Origin of the sequence: Anaerocolumna cellulosilytica (genome assembly GCF_014218335.1) — a bacterium.
In the GTDB taxonomy this organism is placed as follows: domain Bacteria; phylum Bacillota; class Clostridia; order Lachnospirales; family Lachnospiraceae; genus Anaerocolumna; species Anaerocolumna cellulosilytica.
On the sequence record NZ_AP023367.1, the window covers coordinates 2,903,107 to 2,921,560 of the forward strand.

At 35.9% G+C, this 18,454-nt stretch carries 15 protein-coding genes; 1 reads left to right on the forward strand and 14 read right to left on the reverse strand.

Annotated features, from left to right (window positions below; all coding sequences use genetic code 11):
- Positions 1–174: 174 nt before the first annotated feature.
- The gene (locus acsn021_RS11895; protein ID WP_184089092.1) at positions 175–1,815 is read right to left on the reverse strand and encodes a hypothetical protein; all 1,641 of its coding nucleotides are present in this window, start codon (positions 1,813–1,815) and stop codon (positions 175–177) included.
- A 327-nt stretch (positions 1,816–2,142) separates the two neighbouring features.
- Here acsn021_RS11895 and acsn021_RS11900 point away from each other — a divergent pair, with 327 nt between their 5' ends.
- Entirely contained in the window at positions 2,143–2,475 is a 333-nt protein-coding gene (locus tag acsn021_RS11900; RefSeq protein WP_184089089.1) for a hypothetical protein, read from the forward strand.
- A gap of 17 nt (positions 2,476–2,492) precedes the next feature.
- Here the strand turns inward: acsn021_RS11900 and acsn021_RS11905 are convergent, their stop codons facing one another.
- The 13 genes from acsn021_RS11905 to rpoZ all read right to left on the reverse strand — a co-directional run bounded on the left by acsn021_RS11905 (position 2,493) and on the right by rpoZ (position 18,399).
- A complete protein-coding gene (locus acsn021_RS11905) occupies positions 2,493–4,724 on the reverse strand; it encodes an endospore germination permease (RefSeq protein ID WP_184089086.1) in 2,232 nt (743 codons plus the stop codon).
- A gap of 14 nt (positions 4,725–4,738) precedes the next feature.
- Complete coding sequence (locus acsn021_RS11910) at positions 4,739–6,277, reverse strand: spore germination protein (protein ID WP_243167744.1); 1,539 nt, start codon at positions 6,275–6,277, stop codon at positions 4,739–4,741.
- Between the two features lie 262 nt (positions 6,278–6,539).
- Positions 6,540–7,109: an SMC-Scp complex subunit ScpB gene (gene scpB, locus acsn021_RS11915; protein ID WP_184089083.1), complete on the reverse strand. Its 570-nt coding sequence runs from the start codon at positions 7,107–7,109 to the stop codon at positions 6,540–6,542.
- 13 nt (positions 7,110–7,122) lie between these two features.
- Complete coding sequence (locus acsn021_RS11920) at positions 7,123–7,905, reverse strand: segregation and condensation protein A (RefSeq protein ID WP_184089080.1); 783 nt, start codon at positions 7,903–7,905, stop codon at positions 7,123–7,125.
- A gap of 90 nt (positions 7,906–7,995) precedes the next feature.
- Positions 7,996–8,601, reverse strand: coding sequence for a hypothetical protein (locus acsn021_RS11925; RefSeq protein WP_184089077.1), 606 nt, complete (start codon positions 8,599–8,601; stop codon positions 7,996–7,998).
- A 35-nt stretch (positions 8,602–8,636) separates the two neighbouring features.
- Positions 8,637–9,494: a metallophosphoesterase gene (locus acsn021_RS11930; RefSeq protein ID WP_184089074.1), complete on the reverse strand. Its 858-nt coding sequence runs from the start codon at positions 9,492–9,494 to the stop codon at positions 8,637–8,639.
- Positions 9,495–9,725: 231 nt separating this feature from the next.
- Positions 9,726–10,910 carry a D-alanyl-D-alanine carboxypeptidase family protein gene (locus tag acsn021_RS11935; protein ID WP_184089071.1) on the reverse strand — a complete coding sequence of 395 codons (1,185 nt, stop codon included), beginning with the start codon at positions 10,908–10,910 and terminating at the stop codon, positions 9,726–9,728.
- A gap of 438 nt (positions 10,911–11,348) precedes the next feature.
- On the reverse strand, positions 11,349–11,918 hold the full coding sequence (locus tag acsn021_RS11940; protein WP_184089068.1) for an Ig-like domain-containing protein: 570 nt from the start codon (positions 11,916–11,918) through the stop codon (positions 11,349–11,351).
- 71 nt (positions 11,919–11,989) lie between these two features.
- Positions 11,990–15,382, reverse strand: coding sequence for an FtsX-like permease family protein (locus acsn021_RS11945; protein WP_184089065.1), 3,393 nt, complete (start codon positions 15,380–15,382; stop codon positions 11,990–11,992).
- A gap of 151 nt (positions 15,383–15,533) precedes the next feature.
- Positions 15,534–16,235: an ABC transporter ATP-binding protein gene (locus tag acsn021_RS11950; RefSeq protein WP_184089062.1), complete on the reverse strand. Its 702-nt coding sequence runs from the start codon at positions 16,233–16,235 to the stop codon at positions 15,534–15,536.
- A 358-nt stretch (positions 16,236–16,593) separates the two neighbouring features.
- A complete protein-coding gene (gene lepB, locus acsn021_RS11955) occupies positions 16,594–17,250 on the reverse strand; it encodes a signal peptidase I (RefSeq protein ID WP_243167743.1) in 657 nt (218 codons plus the stop codon).
- Positions 17,251–17,272: 22 nt separating this feature from the next.
- Positions 17,273–17,986: a signal peptidase I gene (gene lepB, locus acsn021_RS11960; RefSeq protein WP_330601688.1), complete on the reverse strand. Its 714-nt coding sequence runs from the start codon at positions 17,984–17,986 to the stop codon at positions 17,273–17,275.
- A gap of 167 nt (positions 17,987–18,153) precedes the next feature.
- Positions 18,154–18,399, reverse strand: coding sequence for a DNA-directed RNA polymerase subunit omega (rpoZ, locus tag acsn021_RS11965; protein ID WP_184089058.1), 246 nt, complete (start codon positions 18,397–18,399; stop codon positions 18,154–18,156).
- Positions 18,400–18,454 lie beyond the last annotated feature (55 nt).

An 18,454-nucleotide genomic window follows, 5' to 3' on the forward strand; every position in this document is an offset into this window, starting at 1 on the left:
TCTTCCCTCGTCTCAATATGGTATATTCTGTATTATAATTCTATTTTTTTACATTTTCAAGTGCTTTTAACATAAAATTTATAAACTACATTAAATTTATTTTATCCAAATTAAAAAATGATAAATGTTCTCTCTTTTACTGAACATTTACCATTTTTTAGTTATTTATTCTATTTAATTAAACGTTATAGTAAGTACATTCTTCTTATAACTGGCATTAATATTTGATACAAAATTATAATTATATATATATGTTTCACAATACGTATTCACATTACTTCCTTTTATTTTAAAAGTATATGTACGTTTCTTACCATCTTTGCTTAAGTAAGCAGCATAAGTAGCGGCTCTCCTTAAATCATCAGTCGTTTTTATATTATTTCTGTCAATTAACTTCCAGTTCTTACTAAACTTCTCAGGAGTATAATCCTCTTCTTCCCAATAATGTGTCCCCATAAACTCATAGGCAGACTTTAAGAAAAATCTTCTGTAAGGTTTTAAATCCTTTGTACTGTGTGTAATGACAGCATCTGTTGCTGTATCTACATGATAGACTTTTCCGCCTAAGTATACTCTATTCCAGTCAAGTCCTTCACCGTCACCTATGATATTGTTAGGAATTAACAGACGATTACAGCACTCCTTAAATAAATCAGCAAAGGCATTTCTCTTATACTCCTTATCCACCATTAAATGCTTTGCATCATATAAGTTATCTCGCATAACGTACTTAGGAAAGGCATCCATATACCAGATATCCTCATACACATTATACTTTGTCACAATTGCATCATGAATGGCTTTTAATTTTTCTTTATCTGTATTGCAGCCTTTGATTGCTTTTTTTACAAATTCATAGATTTCATCCTTTTGTAATTTATCCTTTGCTAAAGGCTTCTTACGAAAATATAAGGTTTTTGTCTTACTGTCATATTCAAATAACTCTCTATTATCACCATTCCAATCTTCTATGATATCAGAAAGCTTATAGTAATATTGATGACCAATCGTATATCTGTTCCTTCTAATCACGTCTGCGATATAATAATTTTTTTCAACCTTGTCAATTTTTCCAACGATGGTACCTGCCTTTTTAAAACTTTTCCATTCTACATTAAAATATGCTCTTTGATTAAGATCTATAATTCTATTTTCACCTAATGGATACATACCATTATTAAAAATTAAAAACTCGTAGTCATCCTCTGGAATAAAGAATTCTCCGCCGTCCTCTATGGCATAAGAAACTCTGCTCCTTGAAATATAGAGTGTCATCGGTGACAACTCATAACTTCCGTCAGCTTTCGTATATGGCAGACCCAGTTCCTCGCCTATAACAAAATCCTCTGGATATTTATACTTTACTAAAATCACTGCCTTTGATGCGACAAAATCATCCCCGAACGCTACTATGCTTATAAGGTTTTCCCTTTGCTTAAATATATCCGCTTCTATAGCCTTTATAACACTTTCTATGGAATCATAATTTCCCTTTAGTGATATGTCTATGTACTCTTCCTTTTCAACACTGCCGCCTACTGCACTGGAATCCTTAAATTCTCCCCGATACAATATATTAAGAGTTATCTCCTTAAATTGATGACTTATTATTGTAATATCCTCAGCTTCATAATTCTTCGATTCTAGTTCCTCTAAAATAGCATACTCATAATTATACTCCAAATAAATCTCTGTAACCGTAACCTCTTTTTCACGGGTAGTACCTGCATAAACCGTATTCGCCGTACCTTGTGTTAAAAACACCATAAACAATACACTTAAAACTACAATGGTTATTCCAGCTTTCCTCTTCATAAACCTTCTCCTTCGTATGTATGGATAAAATCAATATTCATTTATCAATCATATTTTAACTAGAATATTTAATAAAGTCAAAGAGTACTTTATCGTTAGTTACTTAAATATATAATTTTTTATAACTCTTCCCCGATGTAACTTCCTTGTAAATATATTGTATATTTTCTTACATATATTTTCATATTATACAAGCATCAAAATATAATTTAAAATCAAATAATCTGAAGGGGGCGTATCGTCCAGATTTAATTAGGGACTATTCAACCGGTACAGACAGATGTTGCATAATACGGCATACGTGGTTTAACAGCAAGTACAAAATCCATGAATTCCCATCAAGGCAAAACTTCAATCCTTGACGGTTTATTCATGGATTTACTAAAAAGTTTCTTCTCAAGCTTTTTAGATTTGAATTTATCTGCCTTTACTGATACCTTTGGATTCTTTGGAGGTCTGTACCGGTATCTTAAAAATATTGGAGAGGATTTATTTGTACATTCGAAGGCACATGCCCGTCAGCCCAGAATTCATCCCATTGCAGTATCAGAAGAAGTCAGGGGTAAAGGGTCGGGGGAAAGAGAAGGTTATGTTAAATATAGATACCTTCCCACCTCTGTATTTACCAGTAAAGCAGGTTTTGACGGTATCATTATATGAAAAAGAGTCTATACTTTTTATTCCAACTTAATCGAGACCTCGACGGAGTACTGCAAATTCTCAATGAATGCTTTGGGATTCTCCCGGTACTTCAACCATATTTTTTTATCCTTATAGCTGGTCATACGGTATAAATTCATAAAATCAATCTGTTTCTCTCTCATTAATACCTCTATGGTTTTTTCTGTCCGTTCCGCAATCAAAGCATTGAGACGGTTCTGTATTTCTTCCATCTTTTGAACATTTGCCCTATCAGATATAGTAGCAAAATCCTTGATACCTTTTTCAACAAATCCAATTCCTTCAATGCCTATCACCAGGTAAGGTTTCCCGTCTTTTGAGTAAAAGTCCATACTTCGTGTAATATTATTTAATTTGACTACATGCTCTGTAACATTTTCGTTGCCTTCTTTTGTTAAAAATATAACTTTATTTTTACCATAACCATTGGCAATGTCAATATAATCACTATCCTTTTGATTTGAAACATGAGTTAATATATTATCTTCAAAAATTCCGATACCGGCAAGCTCTACTTTTTTATCTATGGCCTTTATAAGAGGTACATTTACAGTTAAATCTCCTTCATTCTTAGCTAACACCAGATTCCCAATGGTAACTTCCGCAATCCCTGTATTTATTAAATTAATCTTATAAAGTTTTTCTAAATAATCACCAACACCACCCTCTAAGTCACCACTGATAGTTATAATATCCTTTGCACTGGAATCAGACAAAAAAACAAGTGTATTTCTACCCAATTCATATTTATTTTCTGCATAAGACAAAAATTCTGCCAGTAGTTCTTTATCTTCTGCAATACTCCTGCCAAGAACAATCATTTTTAAATGGCTGAAATCTAGCCGTTTATTATTCTCCAGACTGTACTGTTCTTCTATCTCCCAGTAATCCAATCCTTCCAGATGCAGCAAAAGTTTTTTAGGATCATCTGCTCCCTGCTCCGTTAAAGCCTTTAAATCCGGTAGCACATAATATGCCGATATCTTATCATCAGCGGTTATATCAATACCTAATGCCTGAATAAAATTTCTGTCTTCAATCTCAGCCATATCTCCGCATCCGGTTAACGTTAAGGCTGTCGTAAAGGAAAATAGTAATAGCAGGGATTTTACGGCTGTTTTTACCTTCACTTTTCGTAACCCTCCTATAATAAGAATGATGAGAGGTAAAAGTATAGATTGGGGCATTCCAATGTATTTCATATAATTTTCAAAATAAAAGTAAAACTGTTCCGTATCCATCGGAATAACTGAAGCTCCAAATATAAGCAATATATATGGTACCAATAGATAATTTTGCCCAGATATACGAAATATGTGTTTACTGATATAACTCATATAATAAAAGAATGCACTGATAATAGTAAAGATGCTTAACATCCAAAAGCCAAGAACAAGAGCATCCTGACGCCTGATAAATCCTCCGGGCAAATTGATTACCTGTATAACTGTTACCATAGACCACAATTTCTGTCTGGTTTCACTTTGTCCGAGTATTCCTGTTGTTAGTATAAACAGTAATAGATTCATAATTCCGGTAACTATTAAAGCCTGGGCAACATAACGATAGAGCCGCTTTCCCTGGCTGATATCTGCTTTTTTAAACTGAATTAGAGGAGCTGTAAAAAGGAGGAACTCCAATACACTAAAAGTTAAAAACACTTCATACCCGCCTAAAGCAATTGTTCCGGCGGACTGTGTTAACAGAGGCATTAGATTAGAAAGCTCGACCTTATTTAAGCCAACTAAAAGAAAAATAAAAATTGGTACGATAACGATAAAAAATAAAACTTCAGTAATTCTTGCTCTTACCTCAAAGCCCTTAGAGGCAGCATAGGCAGACACAATTAAAAGTAAGAGCAGTATAATCCGGGGGTCGGTTTCCTTTAACAGCGTCTCCCCAATTACCTCTCCAAAGAGTCGAACGGCAAATACACAGCAGGCAAATAGCTTCATGACATAGAATAAACCAATTACGAAGGTTAAGACTTTTCCTCCATTACTATCGCTGTAATCAAGAAATTTTCCCCCCGTACGCTTGGCAAATGACAGTATTATCCATGCATAAACAAAGGCAAATAATGTGGCTAAAATAATGGACAGAATGCCGTCTTTACCTGCTTTTGCAGATGCTACACTTGGTATAATAATACCTGAAATACTAAACAAATCAAATATAAGTAAACGTTTTAACTGTCTAAGGGATATCTTATCATTATCTGAAAACATAAGTAGACACCTTTCTAAGGATTCTTTTGCTTATCCTCCGTTTCAGCTGAAACAAAACGGGTTCTTTCACTTTTCTGTGCAAAAATCGGACGTCGTTTTAATGTTCGTAACGGAAATCGGACAATGGCATCCTTAGTATCCGTTCCTTCATTGATCCCGGAAGCTGCAAAAGGTACCATATATGGCATACCAAAACTTTTTAAGCCTCCTAAATGAATTAATAAAATCATGATTCCAAGTACAAAACCATAAAGGCCTAAAAACGCAGACAATATAATAATTAAATAGCGAACCACCCGAAAAGCAGATGAGAACGGTTCATTGGGTACTGTGAAAGCAGATATAGCCGTCAGAGCTATGACAATCACAACAATAGGGCTTACCAGATTGGCATTGACAGCCGCATCGCCTATTATCAGACCTCCTACAATACCAAGCGTACTTCCCATTGGTCCCGGCAACCTTATGCCTGCTTCTAACAGCATTTGAAAAGCAACCTCCATCATTATTACCTCAAACATAACGGAAAAAGGTACCCCGCTTCTGGCTGCCGCAAAAGACAAAGCCATAGAGGAGGATAATACCTCCGCATTATAATTAATAACTGCAATATAAAGACCAGGCAGGGCTATGGACAATAAGGCTCCTAGATAGCGCAGTATCCTTGTAAAAGTCGCTACCTCCCAACGGCTATAGGAATCATCTGAAGCCTGAAAGAAGGAATTTAATGTGGTAGGAAGTAGTAAGGCTAAAGGGGAGTTATCAACTAATACAGCAACTCTGCCCTCTAAGATAGCTGATGCTGCTTTATCCGGACGTTCTGTGGATTGAAATTCAGGAAAGGGAGAATACACATTCCTTTCTGTCAGTTGCTCCAGCATACCACTGTCAAATATTCCGTCAATTACAAAATTCTGTATGCGGCTTTCTATATCTGCAACTATCGCCGGCTTTGCTACATCTTCAAGATAGCAAACGGCAACATTCGTTTTTGTTCTGGTTCCCACTACATATTGCTTTATCTTAAAATTAGTGTCTTTGATTCTGCGCCTTAACAATACCCGGTTAATATGAAATGCTTCACTAAAGCTTTCCTTTGAACCCCTTACAGACACTTCATTTTCACTGGTAGGAACCCCCCTGTTTGCGGCACCCCGAATGGAGACTCCCAACGCTTTATCATATCCGTCTATTAGAATTACTGTGTCACCGGAAAGTACTTTATCAATCACTTCGTTTATGGTAATAAGTTCAGATAAATCAACCGTTTGAAGCCCACATTCTTTTATATATTCAATTTGATTTTCTGAAGGCATCTGTTCCAATTTACGAAATAGTGGCTGTAAAGTTGCCATTTCCAACAATTCTTTATTAACCATATTATCTACATAAACTACATAGATATCCACTTTATTATCCGTACCAAGGGTAAACTTACGCTTCACCACATCTGCACAGTCTTTAAAGAGTGCACCAATTGTATCTATATTTTCCTGCAAATCTTTATACATTACCGCTGTTATCCGGTTTTCTTCATCATGTAACAGACTCATAAAGGTCACCTGCTCCTTCTTTGGTTTAATTAAAAACATACGTAGATGGAATTCATTTCATAGTATAACCATTTTCTATAAATTTATTTCATCACCTGCATTCTGCTACTATATTATCAATATAAATATACCTCTAATTTCCAAAACAAAAAACTTACCCATATCTCTTTTAAATGTAAAGAGATTGGTAAGTTTTATCATGTTCTCTATGTAGTTTAGGTTTTTCTAAAACCATTTGTATCTTTTTATATTCTCGCTTACTCTAAATATCTAATTTCAACTGCAATTCCTCTTCTACTTCCAGTTTAAAATCTTCTACTTTTTCGGGATTTATCACCGGCAAATCTTCCAAAGACTGGATACCAAAACTTCGAAGGAATTCTTCTGTTGTACCAAATAATATAGGACGTCCCGGAGCATCCATACGTCCTACTTCACAGGCAAGATTATATTCTATCAGTTTATTCACAGCATGGTCAGACTTAACACCACGTATTGCTTCAATTTCTATCTTGGTAATCGGCTGCTTATAAGCAATGATTGATAACGTTTCAAGTAGAACATCGGATAAGAAATGTTTTTTAGGTATATGGGCAATTCTGATTAGGGTTTCATACATTTCAATCTTTGTACATAATTGATAAGCACCCTCCAGCTCAATTATTTTTATCCCCCGTGATGGCAAATCATACTGTTCCATCATCCTGTTAATAACCTTACGTGTGGTTTCTATGTCTTGTCCTACAGCTGCTGCTATCCTTTCCAATTCGATAGCTTCACCCATAGTAAATAAGATAGCTTCTATTGCAGCCTCAATGTTTTTTGACTCCATAGTTTCCTCCGTTTTATATCAATATTAAATCTTCTTCCATATCCTTTATCTCATCCCCAACAAAGGTTATGGTTATGTCATCAAAGAGACTATCCTGATTCACAATAACCTGTCCGATTTTCATCAATTCCAGAACACCTAAAAAGGTAACAATAACCTCCATCTTACCGCACTGAGCCATAAGCAGCTTCCGAAAACTAAAAGTTTTATGTAAAAGTCCGAATTGTTGTATGGCTTCTATCTTGTCACTTAAGGTTACTTCTTCTTTCTCAATTCTTCCGAATTTACTGCGGATTGGGTCAATCTTATCTGTTTGACGTTTTATCACAGACTCAAATATCCGGTGAAGCTTCGCTAAAGTTAACCCTTGTAAAAGGCTTGCTGTATCAACCTCTTCTTCATATTCTGAAATTTCCTCAGGTATAGTAGGTTTTTTATATAGTACCTTTCCTGCGTCTAGTTCCCTGTCCTTTAATTCCAGGGATATGTACTTAAACATTTTATATTCCAGCAATCTTTCAACCAGTTCTTTTCTTGGATCCTCCTCTTCTTCCTCCTTCGTTTCATCCTTAGGCAATAACATCTGGGACTTGATTTTAATCAAGGTAGCTGCCATTACTAGAAATTCACTCATAATATCTAAGTCTTTCGTTTCCATACCACGAATATACTCCATGTATTGCTCCGTAATTTCAACTATGGGGATATCATGTATGTTAACTTTATTCTTATCAATCAGATGGAGCAGTAAGTCCAATGGGCCTTCAAAAGCTTCCAGCTTAACAGGTATGCTCATATATACCATCCTACTTTCTTTTTACGGTTACTTAATTTATGAATCTTGCAATGTAATTTTAAAACAATGAATTACAAGCACCCTCTCGAATCACCCCAATAAAGAGGTAAGTATAAGGGTACTAAAGGTTGTAATAAACTGAAACATAATAACCAGAATCAGCATAACTTTAATAAAGTAATCATTCTTTATTATAGTAAAATATTTTGACGGCGATTTACCGGCGATGCAAAGTCCCATATCAAAAGTTGATACCGGAAACAAATTCACCATAAACATACTTAGACTGATTAAAGCAATATATACCAGAACAAACTGGAGTATAAGCTGGGCATTTCCCAACGTACGGGAATAATTAAGACCTGAATTAATCCCTAAAACAAAGCGGAGTACTAAAAGGCTTGTAAGGAAAGTAAACAGTAAACTTGCCATTCCGGTGATGCCTAAACAAAAGTTTGTTTTTCTGTCTTTAATGCGATACATATAGGGCTTTGAAAAACCGGCTTGATTGGTTATACAAAGCAGTATACCAATCGGGTCAATATAATGATGCAATTTATATATATTTCTTTTTTTCTTTGGATCCTGATTCGGATTAAATTTATTATATAGCAGAGCTTTCGGGAATTCATGTAATATCATTACGATTCCACCAGCTATAAAAGCAGCCAACAGCCTAATTAATTGTATTTTCATACAAGATTCACTCCAATCTGCCTGCTGGTTTCAGGCTAGTCTTTATTCTTTAAAGTAATAACCATTAATTCCGGACGGTTCCAAATCCGTATTCTAATGGTATGCAGTCCCAATCCTCTGGATACTAGCATTATCTTATTGTCTTTATAAAATTTCCCTGCATCATACATAGGAAACAGCTTATACTGTGGTGATACCACTCCTCCAAGCCATGGCAGGCGGAGAATCCCTCCATGATTATGACCTGATACCGTCAAATCAGCACCCCAGGAAGCATACGCAGGAAAGAAGGACGGATTATGGGCAATCAATATATTATACCATTGATTGTTCGGAAATCCTACTAAATTTTGAAGATATTCTTTCGTCATAATGGGTTGTTTTAATTTCTTAAAATATTCTTTCCCTATCATTACTCCGGTAATAGACAGAATTTGATTATCTTTTTTCAGCGTAACGGAACGATTTTCCAAGAATCTAATGCCTAATGACTTTAATTTGTTTTGATATTCCTCGTATGATCTGGAATGGTTTAAAATTAACTTTTGTTCATGATTGCCGATTCCATAATATATGGGATAGCTTTTTGAGAGTCTATGAAGAAGCTGATAGGCTATATCCATATTTTCAGTCTCTCTTCCTACAATTAAATCTCCTGCTACCAGTATAATATCGGGTGATTTTTCTTGTATTCTCCTAATTAGAGTTTCGTTATTTACACCAAAGGTGTTACTATGAAGATCAGCCAACATAACGATTTTCATCCCATGAAAAGCGTTCGGTAATTTTTCTGATACTACTTCATATCCAGTGACCTCTAAATTTTTATTCTCATATATAATATATAAACCAAATAATAAGAGCAACACAATACATATTAGTATATAATACATGTTATACCTGCCACATCCCTCTGTTTTCGAATTAAGTATTCATATAATTCCTTACAAGGTCCTGTGACATCCTTTCTTTGCTTGTCTGTAATAATTATAAATCTTTCCAGTTAAATCATTTTAAACTTTTCCCAAGTTATCAAAAAAGAAAAACCCCGGAAAAAAGTATGTTATCAATTATAACACAGTCTTTTCCCAGGGTCTATAGATATCCTCAATATGTACCGGTTACTAAAGCAATAGCTTTAACCACGCCCGCTTAAAATAGTCACCAAATTTAGCTTTTTCTACATTTTCTGACGCTACAATATCAACACTGCCTAAGGTTTTACCATTAAGTTGATATACAATTTCACCCACCTTATCATTTTCTAAAATAGGCGCGGTCACATCTTCATTTAAAGTAACCTTTTTGGTAATATCAGAAGGATTGGTTCCTTTTAAACAAAGATATGAGAAGGTATCATTTACCCGATAGCTAACCTCATTGGCAACTCCCTTTTTCACCGTTAAGGGCGTCGCTGCCAAATCTTTATTATCATCACGAAAGATACTGCAATTCGCAAATCCGTAGTCCAAAAGCCTTGCAGCTTCATGAAACCTGACCTTAGTTTCAGGCGCTGCCATAATAACGGCAATTAAGTCCATACTATCTCTTTTTGCTGTTGCAGATAAACAGTATTTTGCCAGGCTGGTAGATCCTGTTTTTAGTCCGGTTATCCCGTTATAACTTTTAATGAGTTTGTTTGTATTTGTTAAGCCAAATTCACTTTGCCCTTTTCTGGTAGTATGTACAATCGTATCCATCCACACAGTAGAATAATTACTAATTTCCGGATGCTTGGTGATTAATTCTCTGGACATAAGCGCTACATCATAAGCTGTTGAGTAATGATTATCAACATCCAAACCACAACAATTTACAAAATTAGTATTTAACATACCCAGTTCCTTTGCTTTTGCATTCATTTGCACAACAAATTCTGCCTCGGATCCTGCTATAAATTCTGCCATAGCTACCGATGCATCGTTAGCACTGGATATACTAATGCACTTTATCATGGTCTCTACGTCCTGCGTTTCAAAAGGTTCTAAATAAACCTGGGAACCACCCATGGAAGCTGCATACTCGCTAACGGCTACCTGATCTGTCAGTTTGATTTTACCACTGTCGATGGCTTCAAAAATTAAAAGCAGGGTCATAATCTTTGTAATACTGGCCGGCTTTAATTTTTCATCCTTATTCTGCTCAAAAATTATGGAACCGGTAGAACCTTCAATTAATACTGCCGAAGATGATGTGATCTCTAATTTAGGTTCATTGGTTTGCGCATATACTTTGCTGCTTCCCATGGCATTCATTAGTAAAACGGCACTTAATAAAAGACTTATCAATAACGTACCAAATCTTTTCATGATAACTCCCTTCTGTGTGCTCTAGTGCTGTATGCACTTGCACACAAATAAATCAGGATGCTCCCATTGCATGTCAAATCTGCTTTTAGCGTCCATATTCTATTAGTACTATTGTAAGCCGGAAATCCTTATTTTAGACCAACTTTTACACCATCTTTAATCTATAGATTTATAATTCCCGGAGTTATTTGAAAATTGTCGCGTCTGACGGACCCTAACACTTTGCAGTATCCAGTCTAGTGTAATAATTTTACTGATATATTCTATAACAATAACAAAGAGACCATCTGTGATTATATTTATAAAAATATAATCACAGATAATCCCTATATTCATGATACACTAGCCCTCAATGCAGTACCAAATCTGCAAGCAGATTTGGTACTGCCATACAATCAGGGCGTGAAATTATTCTTTACTTCTCACTAAATTCATTTTTTATTCCACTCTAACATGGCAGGTTACGACTTTCCCCCTGATTTTAGCATATATTTTAGCACTTCCCTTACGTTTTGCAGTCACTTTTCCAAATCGGCTAACGGATACAACAGAGGCGTTACTGCTAGACCATCGTGCTCCTAACCACGCTCCCTTCACCGTCAGCCTAGTTGAACGTCCTGGCTTTAAGGTTACCTTCTTTTTACTAATATCAATAACCCTTACTCGGCATTTTAACACATTATCCTTATATTTTACTTTAATTATGGTCGTACCTGGACGAAAGGCAAACACTTTACCAAGAATATTAACATCTGCCACCTTAATATCTGTTGAAGTATAGGTAACCCGCTGGTTCAGCCTCATAACGTAAAGCTTAAAACTTTCCCCTCTGACTAAGGTAATATCTTCCGTATTTAAGCGGTGTCCAAAGGGGTCATATAGATTTATGCGATAAAATATTCCGGTACGGGGTATAATCAGATACCATAGTAACGCCAGGAATGCTACATAATATATAATAGAAACAAAACCTCTAAACTTAAATAACTGAAGAATCTTTTTAATCAAGCACACTACTCTTATCTATTCCATTTTTACATTCTATTATAGATCAAGCAGGTGTATACCTAGCGATTATCTTATTCTACGCTTTTTAATGATTCAACCATGTTAATTTTTTGAAGTTTATAGTACATTACAAAATTTACGAATGCAGAGAAACCAAAGGTTAATATTATACTTAAAATATAACTAAGTAGTTTCATATTTCTACCAAACATAATAGAATCTATTTCAGCAGTAATTATAACAAAACGGTGTAAAACAATTCCTATAAAAATACCGGCAATGGCACCGATTACTGTAAGCATAATATTTTCCCTATATACATATGCCCCAACTTCACCATCCATAAATCCTAATACCTTGAGTGTGGCAAGTTCACGTTTTCTTTCATTAATATTTATATTATTTAAGTTATAAAGCACAATGAAAGCTAATAGTCCTGCTGATATAATCAGAACGTAAATAACCATGTTCAGGCTGTTTAACATGTCCGTTATCCGTTGCTGAAAATCTGAGGTAAAGGTAACATTCGTGATTGAAGAATTAGCAAGCATCTCTTCCGCAAACTGCTTTTCATCTAAGGTGATACCTTTTTCACTCTTTATATAAACCTTATTATATGCAGGTATACTTCCATACAGCTTTTCATAAAGAGCCGGTGACATAAAGATGTAATGAAACATATAATTTTCCATTACGGCTGTAATTGTGACTTCTACCCGTTTCTTATTACTGTCCTCCAGATATATGGTATCTCCTGTTTCTGCTTTAAGTAAAGAAGCTAGCTTTTCCGTAATAATTACGCCGTTCTCTTTCAGCATATAACTCTCATGAGTAAGTCTGTTACGGAATACAACATAGTCATCAATCATCTTGATATTCTCAGGTACAAACAAATAGGATGACTTTACATTCTTTCCATATCCTGCATCTATAGTAGTATCCCTTACTAATAAGGTTTCCGCTATTCTCTCGTCTGTTCCAAGTTCTTTTAAAAGACTGTCTTTTTCGCCTACTGTCATATCCTCATCTATTGACATAAAAGCGTCCTGATGCCATATGTTAACATATTGAATGTCAGATATTGCTCCAATTGAATCCTTTATACCAAAGCCTACTAATAGTAAAGCCATACAGCTTCCGATACCAAATACGGTCATAAAAAATCTCTTTTTATAACGCAATAGGTTACGCACTGCTGCTTTACTGGTAAAGTTTAGTTTACCCCATATAAATGGCAGGTTTTCTAAAATAACACGCTTACCTAATTTAGGAGCAGCCGGTCGCATAAGTTTAGCCGGATTTGCTGCCAGTTCTTTGTAACAGGAGAAAAATGTTGCTAGGGTGGTACACATTACTGCAACCAATGTAGACATGACACCGTAGTATAAGTTATAAGGTGTAATTGCTTCCGGTAAAGACTGATACATAATTTTGTAAGCTTTGATAACAACCTGGGGAAGTATCTGCTGTCCAATTAAAACACCCAGCAGACTGCCCATTAAGCTGGCAGTTAACGCATACAGTATATACTTTCCGGCAATGGATTTCCTGCTATAACCCAAAGCTTTTAAGGTACCAATCTGCGTTCTCTGTTCTTCCACCATACGGGTCATAGTGGTAAGACTCACAAGAGCCGCAACCAAAAAGAAAATAACCGGAAAAACCTTTCCGATATTACCGATACGTTCCGAATCCTGACCGTATTCCACATATGTTTGCAAACTGTTACGGTCAAGAACATACCATTCCGGGAAATCTACGTCATCCAGTTCTTCTTCACCGTCTTTTATTTTCTTCTCTGCGTCTGCAATTTCTGTTTCAGCCTTTTCTTTTGCATCTGTATATTCTTTACGACCCTTTTCCAGTTCTTCCTTAGCTTCCTGTAATTCTTTGCTTTTTTCTGTTAGGGTTGCTTCACCATCTTTTATTTCTTGCGCAGCCTTATCAAGCTTCTGCTGTCCACTTTCTATCTGCTCTTTGCCGCTCTTTAATTCTCCTTCTTTCTCCTTAATCGTATCTTTGGCCGCATCAAGCTTTTGTTCCTCAGCCGTCAGCAATTTGTTCGCTTCCTCTAATTTTAATTTTTGCTGGTCTAAAACCTGCTTAGCAGAAGTAAGCTGCTCTTTGACGGGCGATAATGCTTCCTTTTGTTCCGTTATTGTATTAAGCCCTTCTGTAAGCGCTGCTTCATTGTCCACTAATTCTTTCCACGCATCTGGATATAAATCTTTCACAGGTTCCAACGCGTTTTTTTGTTCCTGCACTTGTTTCATAGAAGCGTTCAGTTCCGTTTCTTTGCTCTGTAATTCTTTTAACCCTTTCTTGTATTGTTGATTTGAGGTATTCCATTCTGCTAAACCATCCTTTAGAGCCTTCGCACCTGTATTATACTCAGCACGCTTAACTTTAAGGGTTGCTTCACCAGCTTTTATATCCGTCTTAGCTTTCTCTAATTCTTTTTCACCTTTTTCTAATTCTGCTTTAGACTCTAACAACTTGATACGGTTGTTTTCAATTTCTGTCTTACCGTCCTTTAGCTTATTTAAGGCTTCTGTAATCTCTTTTTCACCCTCAGCAATTTTTTCCTCACCATCAATCAGTTTCTCTTCTGCTTCACTTAGCTTATCGTCTGCTTCTACTTTCGCATCCGCTAACTCTGCTTTCGCATCTTCAATTTCCTGTCTTGGCTCCTTTAATACCTCTTCATATCGGATTTCGCATCTGGCATCTGCGATGTCTTCGATACGATCTAAAACTTTCTCAACGCTGTCTTCGTATTCTTTTGTATAGGTTGTCAGGCTCGCTGCCCCTTGAACAGATGCATAAATCTCTGTGTATTCCTCAGCCCTAAATTCTTCCGGAGATACTATTGCAAAAAAGTCTATATTTCCATTCCCAATGGAAGTATTTCCTCGATCGTGCGCTAAATATAATGGTGAATTACCACTACCAACAATTGTATAGGTATTTCCCTTAAGGCTCTCACTGAGCTCTTTATCATTCCCGGAACGAAAAGTAACGGTGTCACCGATTGTATAACCACTATATTCCATGAAAACAGAATCCAATAAACATTCATCCGATGCTTCCGGAAGCCTGCCTTCAACCAGCTTTATTTTATTCAAAGTATCTGTTCTTGAAATAAGCTTTACGACATTCTCCGATTCCTTAGTAGTACATAATACATCCAAAGTCTTTACAGCCTCTGCATGACTGATACCTTCTACCGCCATAACAGCTTTTATATCATCCTCTGTCAGTCCCAATGTACTTATAACACGGATATCCATAAGTGCAGTGTCATCATAATAACGGTCAGCAGATATCTGCATGTCCGGTTCAGAAGCACGAATACCCGAAAAAAAGGCTACTCCTAAGGCTACTATAATCAGAATGGACAAGTAACGGTTAAGACTGTTCTTAACCTCCATAGCAAAGTCTTTCCAAAGTGCTTTCTTTTTCATATCTATACCCAATTGCATATCGCAGGTTCGCCTGTCGATACTGCCACAAATACAACAGGTCGAAAGAATCCCTGTGTGGCATCCTTTCTATATTTCTAAATTTTCCTCCAACCTTTTGACGGTTTTTTTAACCGGCTATGACATTGTATTTTTACCATTCAATTGTTTCAACAGAAACAGGATTTTCGTTCGTAGTCAATTTACTCACTCTACCGTTTTTAATCTGAATCACTCGGTCGGCCATGGGAGCAATCTCTGAATTATGCGTAATTACAATAACCGTCATTCCTGTTTTTTTACAGGTGTCCTGCAATAATTTCAAGATTGCCTTACCTGTATTATAGTCAAGTGCTCCTGTTGGCTCATCGCAAAGCAACAATTTAGGATTTTTGGCAAGAGCCCTGGCTATGGAAACCCTTTGCTGCTCACCGCCAGAGAGCTGAGCCGGAAAATTCTTTAGACGTTCTCCCAGACCAACTTCCGTTAAAACCTCTTTTGCATCCAACGGATTTTTACAGATTTGCAATGCCAGTTCAACGTTTTCCTGGGCCGTTAAATTCTGTACAAGGTTATAAAATTGAAATACAAAACCAATATCTTCTCTGCGATACAAAGTAAGCTGCTTTGCATTGTAACTGCTAATTTCCGTTCCATCCACAGTAATACATCCTTCACTGCAATTGTCCATACCTCCTAATATATTTAAGACCGTAGTTTTTCCAGCACCACTTGGTCCAACAATAACAACAAATTCGCCTTTTTCTATTTCAAAATTAACTCCATCTACCGCATGGATGGTAACTTCCCCCATTTTGTAATATTTTTTTACATCCTTAAGTTGTACAAATGACATGTTTTTACTCCTATCTTTCCATTCATTTTCTTGTATCTGTAGAATCAGAAGCATCACGCTAATGATTGAAAGCCGTTGTTTAGCATTATACTACTTCTTGTATTACTTTACTACCATAGGATAGTTAAAAAAGTATAAACCTTCTTATATTTTTATAATCCGTTATGTAAAGGAATCCTATTGATTGTCAGTTTAAGAATCCATTACGGACTATACTAGTTGCTGCGAACGACCAATGAAAGGCTGATGGTATTGGAAAAGGCTGTACCACAAGGTACAGCCCTTTTCTATTTAAAACTCTAACAGATACTATTTATTTTTTATAGGATTCTACTTAAAATATATATTCTGCCTCTTCCTAATCAATAAGTCCAAACTTGGCAAAAGGCCATATACGCAAAAGGGCTTTACCGCCAATGTTTCTTTTATTAACAACACCAACCTCTTCATACCGACTATCAAAGCTAACTTCCCGGTTATCACCCATAACAAAATATTCATCCTCACCAAGGGTAAGCGGCTCTGCTGCAATACCTGCATAAGTTATCGGATCTTTACCATAGTTTTCATTTAATACTTCACCGTTAATATATATATCGCTGTCAATGATTTGTATGGTTTCGCCCGGAAGTCCGATAATACGTTTTACATAGTATTCTTCCATTTTCCGACCATAAGGATAAAAAACTATTATATCAAATCGACCCAGTGCATCAAAATGATAACTTACTTTTTCCACCATAAGCTGTTCTTCATTATGAAGTGTATTTTCCATAGAGGGTCCATCAACGACTGTACGCTGTATAACATAAGTGGGTATCAAATACAGACAGGAGTATATAATTGCAGCGTAGATTAATATATCAATTAAAATGGTGCGTACTTTCTTTTTTATATCTTTTTTATCTTTCGTACTCTCTGCTGTATAATTAATGTTGTTTTTGTCATAATCTATTGCCATATCCTCCTTCTCCTCTGAGGATACAAATTCATCCTTGTTATTCTCTTCACTCAATTAAATCACTCCCTTTCATTTACTACTGATGTTCTAACACTCCAAAGTCCTTAAATGGCCATATTCTTATCCAGGCACGGCCAATGATAGCTTCCCTTTTAACAGCACCGATACTCGTATCTCTGCTATCCTTACTGTTATTCCGATTATCTCCTAAAAGAAAATATTCGTCGCCGCCTAAGGTAATTGGTTCTTTTGCAGCGCCTCCATCAGCAATTGGATTATTACCGTAATTTTCATCAATTTTCTCCCCATTGATAAAAATGTCACTGCCTATTATTTGCACCGTCTCTCCTGGCATACCAATAACTCGCTTAATATAATACGTTTCTTTTTCGTAACTGTAAGGACGGAATACAACAATGTCAAAACGTTTGGGAGCACCAATTTCATATGATATTTTTTCAAGTATTAAATGGTCCTCGTTATGTAAAGTACTTTCCATGGAACTGCCGCTTACTTCAATCTGCTGCCCCACAAACTGGTGTATGAGTAAAACGGAAACGATTACTACTGCAAAATAAATTAGCATTTCCAGGATATCTTTACCTGTAGAAGATTTTTTTTCTTTCTTTCCTGGAACACTGGTGCTTTCATTTTCTAGAGAAGTATGATTAATTATGTTGTGTAAGTTGTCGAAGTTCTCTTCCCTGTTAACTGTATTAAATCCATCATAATTTTCAGATACATCAGGAGTAGAGGGATATCCATTCTCTTTATCATTATTTTCTGCCATAGCAAACTCCAATCTGCGCATATGTACAAAATCAGTAATAATATAAAGCACCCCCGTATACGCAATATTAAAATTACCAGCTATGGCGCAGATTGTTAATACTGCCCTTACTGATATATACCACAATACGAAAGTGCAAACTATGCTGATTTCTATATTATATCATATTATGCTTCATTTGTTTCATCATCGTTAAGTATTTTAACCTTAGCCTGATACATTTCATCAACAGCAACAGACAGCGGTTTACTGGAGCTTGAACGTACCAATGGGTCCACACCACTAATTAACTGCCTTGCTCTTTTAGCGGTTGCTAAGACAATGGAATAACGACTATTAACAACAGGTTGTTCACCTGGTTCTACCTCACTATTTACTACTCTCATTAAATCGGTATAGGATGGATGTAACATACAAATTACCTGCCTTTCTTAAACTTCTTATCAATTTACATATATTTTCAAATAA

Excerpts from the sequence above, each read along its gene's own strand:
- acsn021_RS11895 (WP_184089092.1), bottom strand. The coding sequence starts at position 1,815 with ATGAAGAGGAAAGCTGGAATAACCATTGTAGTTTTAAGTGTATTGTTT.
- acsn021_RS11900 (WP_184089089.1), top strand. The coding sequence starts at position 2,143 with ATGAATTCCCATCAAGGCAAAACTTCAATCCTTGACGGTTTATTCATG.
- acsn021_RS11905 (WP_184089086.1), bottom strand. The coding sequence starts at position 4,724 with ATGTTTTCAGATAATGATAAGATATCCCTTAGACAGTTAAAACGTTTA.
- acsn021_RS11910 (WP_243167744.1), bottom strand. The coding sequence starts at position 6,277 with ATGAGTCTGTTACATGATGAAGAAAACCGGATAACAGCGGTAATGTAT.
- scpB (WP_184089083.1), bottom strand. The coding sequence starts at position 7,109 with ATGGAGTCAAAAAACATTGAGGCTGCAATAGAAGCTATCTTATTTACT.
- acsn021_RS11920 (WP_184089080.1), bottom strand. The coding sequence starts at position 7,905 with ATGAGCATACCTGTTAAGCTGGAAGCTTTTGAAGGCCCATTGGACTTA.
- acsn021_RS11925 (WP_184089077.1), bottom strand. The coding sequence starts at position 8,601 with ATGAAAATACAATTAATTAGGCTGTTGGCTGCTTTTATAGCTGGTGGA.
- acsn021_RS11930 (WP_184089074.1), bottom strand. The coding sequence starts at position 9,494 with ATGTATTATATACTAATATGTATTGTGTTGCTCTTATTATTTGGTTTA.
- acsn021_RS11935 (WP_184089071.1), bottom strand. The coding sequence starts at position 10,910 with ATGAAAAGATTTGGTACGTTATTGATAAGTCTTTTATTAAGTGCCGTT.
- acsn021_RS11945 (WP_184089065.1), bottom strand. The coding sequence starts at position 15,382 with ATGAAAAAGAAAGCACTTTGGAAAGACTTTGCTATGGAGGTTAAGAAC.
- acsn021_RS11950 (WP_184089062.1), bottom strand. The coding sequence starts at position 16,235 with ATGTCATTTGTACAACTTAAGGATGTAAAAAAATATTACAAAATGGGG.
- lepB (WP_330601688.1), bottom strand. The coding sequence starts at position 17,986 with ATGGCAGAAAATAATGATAAAGAGAATGGATATCCCTCTACTCCTGAT.
- rpoZ (WP_184089058.1), bottom strand. The coding sequence starts at position 18,399 with ATGTTACATCCATCCTATACCGATTTAATGAGAGTAGTAAATAGTGAG.